The following is a 12366-nucleotide window of genomic DNA, read 5'->3' as shown; positions in this document are numbered from 1 at the left end:
GCACCATGACCGAAACCGAATTTAAATATGGCGACAGCAAATGGCTGGAGCAACCAGACCATATCAGCAAAAGCCAGATAAAACGTGAAATGCACGCCCTGCAGACCCTGGGGGAAGAGCTGGTGGCGCTAAGCCCGGCTGCCCGCGCCAAGGTACCGCTGGATGAAGAGTTATTGGATGCGCTGGAGCTGGCCGATAAGCTGGCCAAAAAGCGTGAAGCGCTGCGCCGCCATATTCAGTTTATTGGCCGCTTAATGCGCACCCGTGATGTTGAGCAGATAGAGCAGGCGCTGGCGGTAATGCGTAACACTAAACAGGCGGCTGATAAGCAGTTTCATAAAGTGGAAAAGTGGCGCGACAAGCTGCTGACTAACGATGATGCGTTAACGGAGTTTGTCGCAGCGTACCCGGACATTGAAGTGCAGCAACTGCGCTTATTGATCCGTCAGGCGAAAAAAGAGCGGGAAAAAGAGCAGCCACCGAAAGCCTACCGTGAACTGTTTCAGTTAATCCGGCCGGTAATTATGGCAGGCGAGAACGGTTAGGGTGTGAGCTGCCATCGGTTTGCCCACATTTTCGAAAAATAATAAAGCCAGCGAATAGCTGGCTTTATTACTTCTCTGGTCAGTAACCTTAAATACGGGTTAACCAGCCATGCTTATCTTCGGCGCGGCCCCACTGAATATCATTTAAGGCCTGGCGCAGTTTTAAGGTAACCGGGCCGCCTTCGCCGTTACCGACTTTATGTTCGGTACCATCGGCAATTAAGGTGCCGACCGGGGTTAGTACCGCTGCTGTGCCTGATAATGCCGCTTCGGTACCCGGTTTGGCCGCCCGTTCCAGCAACTCAGTTACGCTGAGCTCCCGCTCCGATACCGTCATGCCCAGATCGCGGGCTAATGTCAGTACTGAATCACGGGTAACGCCGTGCAGAAAGCTGCTGTCCAGCGCCTTGGTAATAATTTCATTGCCGTCAATTAATAAAAAGTTGGCGGCGCCGGTTTCCTGGACATCGCCACCCGGGCAAAACAGTACCTGATCGGCCTGCACACTGGCGCGGGCTTTTAAAATAGGTTGCAGCGCGCTGGCGTAGTTACCACCGCTTTTTACCATACCCATATGGGCGGCACAGCGGGCGCCGTTTTGCTCCAGTAATAAGCGCAGTGGCTTACTGCCACCGGCAAAGTAATCCCCCACCGGCGATAACAGCACATACAGCATCGAGCTGGCGGTTGGCGCGGCGGCTTTACCAATAGCAGCCTCGGTACCAATATGGGTCGGCCGGATATACATTGAACCCGGCGGCTCTGGCACATCGCTGGCGTACTGACTGACGATATCAATAATCATCTGGCTTAACGTCGCACTGTCTGGCTGCGGTAGAGACAGCAACTGGCTGCTCTGAATTAAGCGGGCAACGTTTTTTTCCATCCGGAATAAATTAATTGAGCCGTCGCTGTGTTTAAACGCTTTTAAACCTTCAAAGCAGGTACTGGCATAATGCAGCACATGCGCACCGGGGTGCAGGCTGATACTGTCTGCCGGAACAATTTGCGGGGTGCTCCAGGCGCCCTGCTCAAAACGGGTTAATGCCATCTGTGGCATAAAAACACTACCAAATGCAGCCATTGTTGCTTCCTGTTGTTAATTTTTATTCAGTTATTGGGTGCCGCCGACGGTCATTGCATCCAGTTTTAAGGTCGGCTGACCTACGCCGACCGGCACGCTCTGGCCCTGTTTTCCACAAACGCCTACCCCGGTATCCAGGGCTAAGTCGTTACCGACCATCGATACCTGCTGCATCGCCGCCGGACCGTTACCAATTAAGGTAGCGCCCTTTATCGGGCTGGTGATTTTACCGTCTTCAATTAAATAGGCCTCGGAGGCCGAAAAGACAAACTTACCTGAGGTGATATCCACCTGGCCACCACCAAAATTCGGCGCATAGATGCCCTTTTTGACGCTGGCAATAATCTCGGCCGGATCATGCTCGCCGGCCAGCATATAGGTGTTGGTCATCCGCGGCATCGGTAAATGGGCAAATGACTCGCGCCGGCCGTTACCAGTAGGGTTAACGCCCATCAGCATCGCATTGTGTTTATCCTGAATATAGCCTTTCAGAATGCCTTTTTCGATCAGCACATTATGCTGGCTTGGCACACCCTCGTCATCGACATTAAGCGAGCCACGCCGGTGCGCCAGGGTACCATCATCGACAATAGTGCACAGCTTAGAGGCCACCTGTTGGCCAATTTTACCGCTGAAAGTAGATGAGCCTTTGCGGTTAAAGTCACCCTCGAGGCCATGGCCTACCGCTTCGTGCAGCAGCACGCCGGGCCAGCCTGAGCCCAGCACCACCGGCATGGTGCCGGCCGGGGCGTCAACTGCCGTTAAGTTAACCTGGGCCATCCGCACCGCTTCGCGGGCATAGTGCTGCCAGCGCGGCTGCTCATTAACCAGCTCACTGAAATAAAGATAATCGGTGCGGCCACCGCCGCCGGCACTGCCGCGTTCACGCCGGCCATCCTGCTCCAGTAATACCGAACAGTTTAAGCGGACCAGCGGCCGGATATCGGTAGCATAGGTGCCATCGCTGGCGGCCACTAACACTTCTTCGTATACACCGGACAAGCTGACCATTACCTGCTCGGCCCGGCTGTCCAGGGTGCGGATAAAAGCTTCAATCTGGTTTAACAGCGCCACTTTTTCAGTATTGCTGAGGCTTTGCAGCGGCTCACAGGGTAAGTAAATATTGCTGTTGCCACTTCTGCTGAACGCTTTAACCCGGCCCTGCTGGCCATGGCTGGCAATGCCCCGCGCTGCGCCTGCGGCTTGCTGCAACGCTGCCGCACTGATGGTGTCGGCATAGGCAAAACCGGTTTTTTCACCGCTGATGGCCCGCACCCCCACACCGCGTTCGATATTAAAGGAGCCATCTTTTACCAGGCCATCTTCCAGTACCCAGGATTCATGGACACTGGACTGAAAATACAAATCGGCATAATCGAGCTGATGACCAAATAAATAGCCAAGGCTATGCTCCAGATCGGCCATGCTGAGATCGGAGGCGGTAATTAAATTCTGTTCAACTGCATTCATTATTTCAGCTCACTGTTAAAACGATTATGCTGGTGGACCGGCATTTTCTGGCCCAATTGCTGGCATTGGCTAAGGTCAACCAGTGCCGATACCCAACCCGGCCCGGTGCCTGCATCTGCGAGAACTTCGCCCCAGGGGTCGATAATCAGGCTGTGACCAAATGTCTCGCGGCCATTAGCATGCACCCCGGTCTGATTCGCTGCCAGCACAAAACACTGGTTTTCTATCGCCCTGGCTCTCAGCAGGGTATGCCAGTGTGCCACTCCGGTAGGCCGGGTAAATGCGGATGGCACCGTCAGGACCTGCATTCCCAGCGCGGCTAATGCCTGCATTAAGCCTGGAAAGCGCACATCATAGCATATACTCAGCCCCAGTTTCAGGCCGGGCAACTGACATACACTGATCTTTTGTCCCGCCAGGGTGGTGGCCGACTCCCGATAGCTGCCGGTATTGTCAGCGACATTAACATCAAATAAGTGTAGTTTCTGATAGTCGGCCAGCAGCTCGCCCTTGGGGCTGTAAACCAGGCTACTGGCCGCAAAACGATTAGGATCTGAGGTAGTCGTGGGCTGACTGCCGGCCACCAGAAAAACGTTGAACTCTCTGGCCAGCTGGCGGCAGGCCTGCTGAATTTCGCCTTCGCCAATGGCTGCCTGATGCGCCAGTTGTAATTTGTCACTACCACCGAACACGGCAAAGCACTCTGGCAGCAGCACCAGATGCTGCTCTGCCTGGGGCAATTGTTGCAAATACTGCCTGACAGCGGCCAGATTAGCCGCTGGCTCAGGGCCACTGGTTAACTGAATTGCCGATAAACGCCAGTTAGTCGCCACGGGGCTGTTGCTCCTCTGCGTTGATAAGAGTCTCGGGTTGCGCTATCCGCACCGGTACCGGTACTTCAGTACTGTGGCGATTTACTTCGGTTACCACCGGTTTGTCAAAGGTACCGGTAACGGTAAAGTTAATCCGGGAGATCACTTCGGCCGACTGAAACACTTCGTCCAGCGCCAGCGCTGCCAGGCCGGTTGCCGGGTTCACCATCCAGGCAATAATAACCGGCAAACTGGAGGTGACCTTGGGCGAGAATGACATCTGATAGTCCAGCTGCTGACTGACTAAATCAGCATAGCCCTGAATAGCCAGATTACCCGGTACACCATCGATAATGGTATCGCTGGTTTGCACTACGCCCTGATGCAACGCCAGACTACCGTTCATTTTGTTATAAAAGAACCCTTTGGAGAATACATCGCGAAAATCCAGTTTTAACTTGCGCACCAGCGAGTCGAGACTGAAAATAGAAAACAGCCGCGCCCCCTGATCGCTGACTTCAGTTAACGCCCCTTCTCCCAGATTAAACTGGAGCTGGCCATTCAGTTTTGCCACTTCAAACTGACCAGGCGCGGCCGGCCAGTTAAAATTAAAGTTTATATCGGCCCGGCTGCCGCTGATGCCGGTCGTCAGCTGAAATTCGTTTAACAGAGCCCCCAGATTCGGACTTTGCAACCGGCCACTCAGTTCGGTTATACCAAGTTGCTGATCGGGGAACCAGCTGCCCTGAGCGGTCAGTTCACTGCTTTTGTAACGACTGTTAAATTCGGTCAGTTGCCAGTGATCACCCTGGCCGCGTGCCGCCAGTTCAAGCCGGCCAAAACGGTAGTTGCCAAGTGAACAGTCGTTACATCTGACGCTAAGCGGTGCCATCGTCAATAGCTCGGTCTGCAGCTGCGGTAGCAGCTGTTCCTTTGCTGCAACCACATTTTGCGGCGGCAGTGGCAAATGCAGATAATCAATTTCCACCTGCAGCCCCTGTTGCTGCCAGTCACGACTGAATGCCCAGCGACTGGCTATTTCAGTGCCATGTAAGCGCAGGCGCCAGCTATCCGGTTCGGGCTCCAGTTCAAATACCGTGTTAGTTAACGCCGTGCCGCCAACCAGATCCAGTTTACCAATCCGGCCCCGCACCCGGCGCAGCGGCGGCATCAGCTCACTGTCATTCTGGTTATGACTAAACAGCTGCTCAGTCAGCAGTTGTTGCCAGGGCAGAACCGCAGCGCGGTTTAAATCGACATCGACAGTAAAATCGGGGCCACTTAGCCCGGCATCTTCCGGCCCCAGGCTCAGATTTGCCCGTTGCACCCGGCCGCTGTTGTGATCAAGTTCAGCGCTGAAGTACAGCTGGTCAGCATAATTTGAGGTCAGCAGACCCTGCCGGCTGTCACCTTCCACCTGCAGCTGCAATTTCGCCGCCGTGGCCGCGGCTTTTTGATAGGGCGCCGGCAATAGTAAGGCGGTGTCGGTTAAATCTGCGCTGAGGGTCGAGTTGTAGCGAAAATCATCGGCCTGCAGTTGCAGCGCTAACGCCAGCTGCCAGTCGAGCTCACCGCTGACTAAGCTGCTGGCTGCCGGCCACACAGCCTCAATCAGCTCGCTGCTGTTGTTAGTTGCTGCCGCGTTAAGATTAAACAGATATTGTTCATTCTGTTGCTGGCCACTCAGGCTGGCCGTAACCGGCAAGCCGCGCCAGTTGAACTTCAGATCATCAGCGCTGAGTTCTGCGTCACGAAAATTTACCCGGCCGCTTAACTGGCGGATGGCCAGCTGAGGTGCAGTTAAATCAAGCTGAACCTTATTCAGGCTGATCTCACCGCTGGCCTGTACCGAGGGCTCACGTAAAGCAACCTGCAGCTCAATAGCAGCCCGGGCCGCGCCCCGCGGTGCCAGCTGTTGCAGCACCTTACCTAAGTTGTCTTTCAGCGGTGAGGCGTTTATCAGCCCGCTTGCCTGACTAAGCTGCAATGCACTGTCGATATCAATGCTCAGGTACTGTGCGTCCAGCAAATCGGCAATTTCAGCACTCACCTTGCCGTCAAGCGTAATACCACCGATAGTGGCACTGTCCGTACTGATTTGCATCGCCGCGTTTTCAAACCACAGGCGGCTTTGCAGCTGCTCTAAAGCAGGCCAGTCCGGATTAAACACAAAGTTGGCATCGTTGACCCTTGCCTCAACCTGAAATATTCCCTGTTTGCCTGCAAACGGAAACTCAGCCGCTGCACCCTGCCATAACACGCTGGCCCGCTGCAGTTTGCCATCAATAATGGCGTCTTTTAAATAATCCCGGGTTTTCTGTGGCAGGTAACGCAACGGCAGATAACGGCCGACGTCGTTGGCACTGGCATCAGTTAATGTGGCAAACAAACTGAGTTCCGGCTGTTGCTGCAGACTTAGCTGCATGCTGGCATTAAGAGCGAAATCGTCTGCCTCAACCAGAACCGATGGCAACTGTATTTGCCAGGTTCCAGCCTGGTTTTGCCGGGCCAGCAGGCTTAGCTGCAGCTGCTGATAATGGATCGGCGCACTGAACATCGTGTCCCACTGCAACTCCCCTACACCGCCACTGAGGGTTAAACCCGCAGCGTCGGCAGCCGCCCAGAACTGGCCTTCCAGGCCGGATAAGCCCGGTAAATCAGCACTGCCGGTTTTTTGCAGATTGGTCAGTGCCCCCTGCAATTGCCAGTTATCCTGACTTTGCACCTGAAACTGTGCCAGAGATAGCTCTCCCTGCAATTCAGTGGTCGTCAGGGGTGCCAGTTGCGGTATTTCATCACTGAGTAACTGGCTGAGTGGGGCCAATGCATCCAGTTTTAGCTGCTGTAGCTGACCATGCCAGCCGACGGGTTTACGGTGCAACTGCACAGTAAGCTCTGGCCACTGAGTCTGGCCATCAGACAGCAGCAGCGGCCCGGAATATAGTGACCAGCCTTCGGCTGTCGGATGCCATAACAGCTGGCCCGGCCCCAGTTTCAGCTGATGGCTGCTACCTTGTCGTTGCCAGCTTAAGCTGTTATCAGCCAGTTCTATCTGAAAGCGGTGCAGTTCGCCTTTTTCAACCCGGCCCCAGGCCTGAAAATTAATATCGGCCTGGTCCAGCCGTCCGATTGCTGGCAGGGATTGCTGGACCCAGGGCAACACATCCAGTTTACGGCTTTCCAGAAACACCTGACCAAATGCCTCGTCTAAATCCGGACCGTATAAATCGATAATAAAGCTCAGGGTATTGCCGGTGATATCAGCAACCGCCAGTTCGCCAATGCCCTGATGGCGTTCACCTTGATTGCGCCAATCCAGCTTGTGGACAGCAATGACAATATCATCGCTATCTGCAGCGGTTAATACCAGCTCGCTGTTCAGCAGAGTAAAGTGATTGAGCTGGCGGAAAAATAATTGTTCCAGCGCACTGATAACCGGACTGCTATCCAGTGGCAATTCGGGTTGCGGCCGGCTAAGCAGGGTGCCACTGTCGATAGTATAACGCAGGCCACTAAGCTCAAAATGCTTGGCCCGCAGCTGCAGATTGCGCAAGCTTTGCCAGAAATCAAAATGGACCCGGGTTTGCTTAATACTGAGCTGGACGTCCTGCTGCGGGCCACCCAGTTGCATGCCGTTCAGTACCATGGCCGGCCCTGATTTCTGCCAGCTGGCACTGATTTCTGCAATTTGCACCTGGGTGCCTATCCGGTTTGCGATCAGTTGTTCCAGATGATGTTTATAGCTGTCAGCATACGGCAGGGTCAGGCGCAGAACGGAAACCAGAGTAGCAAGCAGCACCAGGCCAATGGCCAGTAACAGCCAGAGTTTATGTAAACAATAAAGGCAGACCCGGGTTGCTTGTTGCACTACATCATCACCACATCAAATTGCTCCTGCGTGTACATCGGTTCACCGTAAATGGTAATTTGCTTGCCAATAAAAACCTGCAATTCAGCCAGACTGTGAAATTCGTCAGTGGTCAGCGCATCTTTGACCACCGGCGACACATAGACTGCAAATTTATCGGCGGCATACGCCCGGTTTACCCGGACAATTTCCCGCAGAATTTCAAAACACACTGTTTCAACTGTTTTTAACGTACCGCGCCCCTTACATACCGGACACTCGGAGCACAGGATATGCTCCAGACTTTCCCGGGTGCGCTTGCGGGTCATCTCGACCAGACCCAGCGCGGAAAAACCATGGATATTAGTTTTGGCCCGGTCGCGCGACAAGGCTAATTCCAGACTGTGGTAGACCCGGCGCTGATGCTCACTACTTTGCATATCAATAAAGTCGATAATAATAATGCCACCGAGGTTGCGTAACCGCAGCTGGCGGGCGATGGCCTGGGTTGCTTCAGTATTGGTATTAAATATAGTCTCTTCCAGATTACGATGGCCGACAAAAGCACCGGTATTAACATCAATAGTGGTCATCGCTTCGGTCTGGTCAATAATCAGATAACCACCGCTTTTCAGTGGTACCTTGCGTTCCAGCGCCCGTTGAATTTCATTTTCAACGTCAAACATATCGAATATCGGCCGCTCGCCGGGATAATACTCCAGTAACGTCGAGATATGCGGCATAAACTCTTCGCAAAAGGCTGTCAGCTGCTGATAGGTAATTTTAGAGTCAATCCGCACCCGCTCCAGCTCGCTGCCAACAAAATCACGTAAAATACGGTAGCTCAGGGTTAAATCTTCGTATACCACCCCCTCTTTCCGGGTTTTCTGCTTGCGCTTTACAATCTTGCTCCACAGTTTTTTTAAAAATTTTGCGTCCTGTATCAGCTCATCGCTGCCGGCACCCTCAGCCGCTGTGCGGACAATAAAGCCGCCGCTGTCATCCAGACATTCACTGACAATATCTTTTAAGCGCTTGCGCTCGGCTTCGGTTTCCAGCCGCTGCGATACCCCGACATGATTTGAGTCGGGCATAAACACCAGATAGCGCGAAGGCAGGGTAATGTCGGTGGTCAGGCGGGCGCCTTTGGTACCAAGTGGATCTTTTACCACCTGCACCAGCAAATGCTGGCCTTCGCGTACCAGCACCCGGATATCTTTACTGACGACAGGTTTAGCGTCCTGCTCGTTGCTTTCGTTATGTTGGACAATGTCAGAGGCATGTAAAAAAGCGGCCTTGTCCAGACCAATATCGACAAAAGCAGCCTGCATGCCCGGTAATACCCGGCTGACTTTGCCGACATAAATATTGCCAACCAGCCCCAGCTTGGCCTGGCGCTCAATGTGCAATTCCTGCAGCACGCCGTTTTCAATCAGGGCAACCCGGGTTTCCGTGGGCGTAACGTTTAACAGTAGTTCTGCACTCATGCCTGCTCCTGCCAGTTACGTAATAAAAGATCTGTTTCGCAAAGTGGTAAACCGACCACAGCACTGTAGCTGCCACTGATATGGCTGACAAAGCGACCGCCCTGGCCCTGAATACCGTAGCCACCGGCTTTATCGTGGGGCTCGCCGGTTTGCCAGTAGGCTGCAATATCGGTAGCAGTCAGCTCGCGGAAACAGACATCCGTTGTGACACAGCAGGTTTCACTGCGCTGCGGCCCAATCAGCGCCACTGCCGTCAGCACCTGATGACAGCGCCCGGATAACAGTTGCATCATCCGGCTGAAGTCAGCCTGGTTAACCGGCTTTCCTAAAATTTGCTGTTCAACCACCACGATGGTATCTGCACCAAGCACCGGCAGGGCAAATTGTATTTTAGCCGCGCCAGCCTGAGCTTTGGCCTGGGCCAGGCGGGTGACGTAAGCCCGGGGGTTTTCATCGCCATTAAGGCTTTCATCGACATCTACCTGCACCAGAGAAAAATGTACGCCGATTTGTTGCAGCAATTCCCGACGCCGGGGTGAAGCAGATGCTAGTGCTATTTCTGGATACATGGTTTCAGGATCTTTATCGTGTTGAAACGTCAGTTATTGGATCTTAAACTGCCGGCGGTATCGCCTTAACAACCAGAACAACCAGGGCCAGACTAACATACCTGTTAATACCGGCCATAAATAAGCGGGTAAAAAATATACGCCGGTTAGAAAGTGGCTGAGCCAGAACAGCAGCAAATGATACAGCGCTAAAAACAAACCTATCAGTAAGGCTTGCTGGATCACCGAAAAGTTCCGGATTTTTAAATGGTTAACGGCAACGATAAAGGTGACCACTGAAAATGCCAGCGCATTTACCCCTAACACAGTGCCAATCAGCACATCTGTTAAAAATCCCAGCACAAAAGCAGTAAGAATATTGACCCGCCCCGGCAATGCCAGTGTCCAGTATAGTACCACCAGCAACGCCCAGTCTGGCCGGAATAATTTTACCTGCTGCGGCATCGGCATAACGGTAAGCAGCAGTGCTATCAGCAGTGACAGATAGATAAAACCTAACCCTCCGTTTCTGCGCATTATTTTGGCTCCTCAGCGTCCAGCACATCTTCCAGCCGGGCACCTGGCCACAGCAACAGCACATGCCGGATTCTATCGAGCTGGGCATAGGGTTTGGCATAGACGGTCATAAAAGGCTGGCTTTCATCCTGCTGCACCCGGCTGACTTCAGCCACCGGATAGCCTTCGGGAAACAGGCCATCCAGCCCCGAGGTCAGTAAGCGATCGCCAACCCGGATATCTGCGCTTTGCGGCAGGTGGATCACCCGCAGTAAATCCCACTGGCCGAGACCCTCGGCCACGGTGCGAATGCCAGTGCGTTCAGCCCGGACCGAAATAGCATGAGTATTGTCGGAAATAAGTAAGGCCCGGCTGCTGGTGGGGCCGACGCTGACGATTTGGCCGACCACGCCGCTTTCATCTATGATAGGCTGATGCACGGTTACGCCATCGTTTTTGCCTTTGTTTAACACCACCTGATGGCTGAACGGATGACTGTAAACCGCCAACACCTCTGCCACCAGCCGCTGACCGTCAGTCAGCGGTGCTGAGCCCAGCAGCGCCCGTAATTTACTGTTTTCCTGCTGTAAGTAGCCAAGTAGCTGTAGCTGACCATTCTGGCGCAGCAAGGTTTCCTTCAGACGGGCATTTTCATCCAGCAGACGCTGGTGTGACATAAATTGTTCACTGGCACCGGACAGCAGGGTTTCCGGCAAGCTGGCAACGTAAAACAACGGGCTTACTGCCGAGGTAAGGAAACTGCGAAGCTGGGTAGACCGCTCGGTATAGCGGTCTACCACCATCAGGCCGACACTGCACAGCACCGCCAGTAACAGACGTAATCCTAACAGCGGGCCGCGGCTGAAAATAGCGTTCATAACGTTACTGGTTTAGTAAGAGCACATTCACTTACGCTAAGCGTGCTATCACTCATAACTAAATACATCACCACCATGCATATCAATCATCTCCAGCGCCTTGCCACCACCACGGGCTACACAGGTTAACGGGTCATCAGCGACGACAACCGGAATACCGGTTTCTTCCATCAGCAACCGGTCCAGGTCGCGCAACAGCGCACCACCACCGGTTAGCACCATACCGCGCTCAGAAATATCCGAGGCCAGTTCTGGTGGTGCCTGTTCCAGCGCAACCATTACCGCACTGACAATACCCGCCAGCGGCTCCTGCAGCGCTTCCAGAATTTCATTGCTGGTCATGGTAAAGCTGCGTGGCACGCCCTCTGCCAGGTTGCGACCCCGTACTTCGATTTCCAGCACATCATCGCTGGGATAGGCAGAGCCAATTTCAGTTTTAATCCGCTCAGCCGTTGCTTCACCAATTAAAATGCCGTAGTTACGACGAATATAGTTGACGATAGCATCGTCAAATTTGTCGCCGCCAATTCGTACAGATGAGGAATACACCACACCATTTAACGAAATAATTGCGACTTCAGTGGTACCGCCACCAATATCTACCACCATTGAACCGGTTGCTTCTGACACCGGCAAGCCAGCGCCGATGGCAGCGGCCATTGGCTCATCAATCAGGTAAACTTCGCGGGCGCCTGCGCCTTGTGCCGACTCGCGGATGGCCCGGCGTTCTACCTGAGTTGAACCACATGGTACGCAGACCAGCACCCGGGGGCTTGGCCGCAGGAAACTGTTACTATGAGCCTGGCGGATAAAGTGTTGCAGCATTTTTTCAGTGACATAGAAATCGGCAATTACACCATCTTTCATTGGCCGGATAGCCTTAATATTGCCCGGGGTACGGCCCAGCATCCGCTTTGCTGCATGGCCAACTGCCGCGACACTTTTCGGGCCCCCGGCACGCTCCTGCCTAATGGCAACCACTGACGGTTCATTCAGCACAATCCCCTGATCCTTGACATAAATCAGGGTATTAGCTGTACCTAAATCGATCGATAAATCGTTTGAAAAGAGGCCACGCAATTTATTAAACATGTAGACGCCAGATCCTATTAACAAGTACTCCGCAAGCAGCAGCACCATTGGCGGGCTGACTGCCTTGATTGCACCGGAGTTAAAATC

Annotated in this window: 10 protein-coding genes; 1 reads left to right on the top strand and 9 read right to left on the bottom strand. The window is 53.5% G+C overall.

The genetic code is table 11. The features are described from left to right. Nucleotides 1-5 precede the first annotated feature (5 nt). Nucleotides 6-545, top strand: a complete 540-nt coding sequence (gene yjgA, locus R3187_RS17825) for a ribosome biogenesis factor YjgA (RefSeq protein ID WP_318968419.1) — start codon at nt 6-8, stop codon at nt 543-545. A gap of 88 nt (nt 546-633) precedes the next feature. Here yjgA and R3187_RS17820 read toward each other — a convergent pair whose 3' ends face one another. Genes R3187_RS17820 through R3187_RS17780 form a run of 9 tightly spaced genes read right to left on the bottom strand, consistent with a single transcriptional unit; the run spans nt 634 to nt 12279 of the window. Then, nucleotides 634-1629 (bottom strand): branched-chain amino acid aminotransferase, encoded by a 996-nt coding sequence (locus R3187_RS17820; RefSeq protein WP_318968418.1) that lies wholly within the window; start codon nt 1627-1629, stop codon nt 634-636. A gap of 30 nt (nt 1630-1659) precedes the next feature. Further along, on the bottom strand, nt 1660-3099 hold the full coding sequence (tldD, locus tag R3187_RS17815) for a metalloprotease TldD (RefSeq protein WP_318968417.1): 1440 nt from the start codon (nt 3097-3099) through the stop codon (nt 1660-1662). Further along, entirely contained in the window at nt 3099-3932 is an 834-nt protein-coding gene (locus R3187_RS17810) for a carbon-nitrogen hydrolase family protein (protein WP_318968416.1), read from the bottom strand. Before R3187_RS17810 ends, tldD begins: the two co-directional genes overlap by 1 nt. Next, entirely contained in the window at nt 3922-7779 is a 3858-nt protein-coding gene (locus tag R3187_RS17805) for a YhdP family protein (RefSeq protein ID WP_318968415.1), read from the bottom strand. Before R3187_RS17805 ends, R3187_RS17810 begins: the two co-directional genes overlap by 11 nt. After that, nucleotides 7779-9245, bottom strand: a complete 1467-nt coding sequence (rng, locus tag R3187_RS17800) for a ribonuclease G (protein ID WP_318968414.1) — start codon at nt 9243-9245, stop codon at nt 7779-7781. Before rng ends, R3187_RS17805 begins: the two co-directional genes overlap by 1 nt. Beyond that, nucleotides 9242-9814: a nucleoside triphosphate pyrophosphatase gene (locus tag R3187_RS17795; protein ID WP_318968413.1), complete on the bottom strand. Its 573-nt coding sequence runs from the start codon at nt 9812-9814 to the stop codon at nt 9242-9244. The genes rng and R3187_RS17795 overlap by 4 nt, the downstream gene beginning before the upstream one ends. A 33-nt stretch (nt 9815-9847) precedes the next feature. After that, nucleotides 9848-10330 carry a rod shape-determining protein MreD gene (gene mreD / locus R3187_RS17790; protein WP_318968412.1) on the bottom strand — a complete coding sequence of 161 codons (483 nt, stop codon included), beginning with the start codon at nt 10328-10330 and terminating at the stop codon, nt 9848-9850. After that, the gene (mreC, locus tag R3187_RS17785) at nt 10330-11187 is read right to left on the bottom strand and encodes a rod shape-determining protein MreC (RefSeq protein ID WP_318968411.1); all 858 of its coding nucleotides are present in this window, start codon (nt 11185-11187) and stop codon (nt 10330-10332) included. The genes mreD and mreC overlap by 1 nt, the downstream gene beginning before the upstream one ends. Nucleotides 11188-11235: 48 nt before the next feature. Then, on the bottom strand, nt 11236-12279 hold the full coding sequence (locus R3187_RS17780) for a rod shape-determining protein (RefSeq protein ID WP_019677307.1): 1044 nt from the start codon (nt 12277-12279) through the stop codon (nt 11236-11238). Nucleotides 12280-12366: the final 87 nt, after the last annotated feature.

The organism is Arsukibacterium sp., assembly GCF_033721375.1.
GTDB lineage: Bacteria > Pseudomonadota > Gammaproteobacteria > Enterobacterales > Alteromonadaceae > Alishewanella.
The sequence above is the reverse complement of the archived record's forward strand: the minus strand, read 5'-3'. Positions and strand labels throughout refer to the sequence as shown.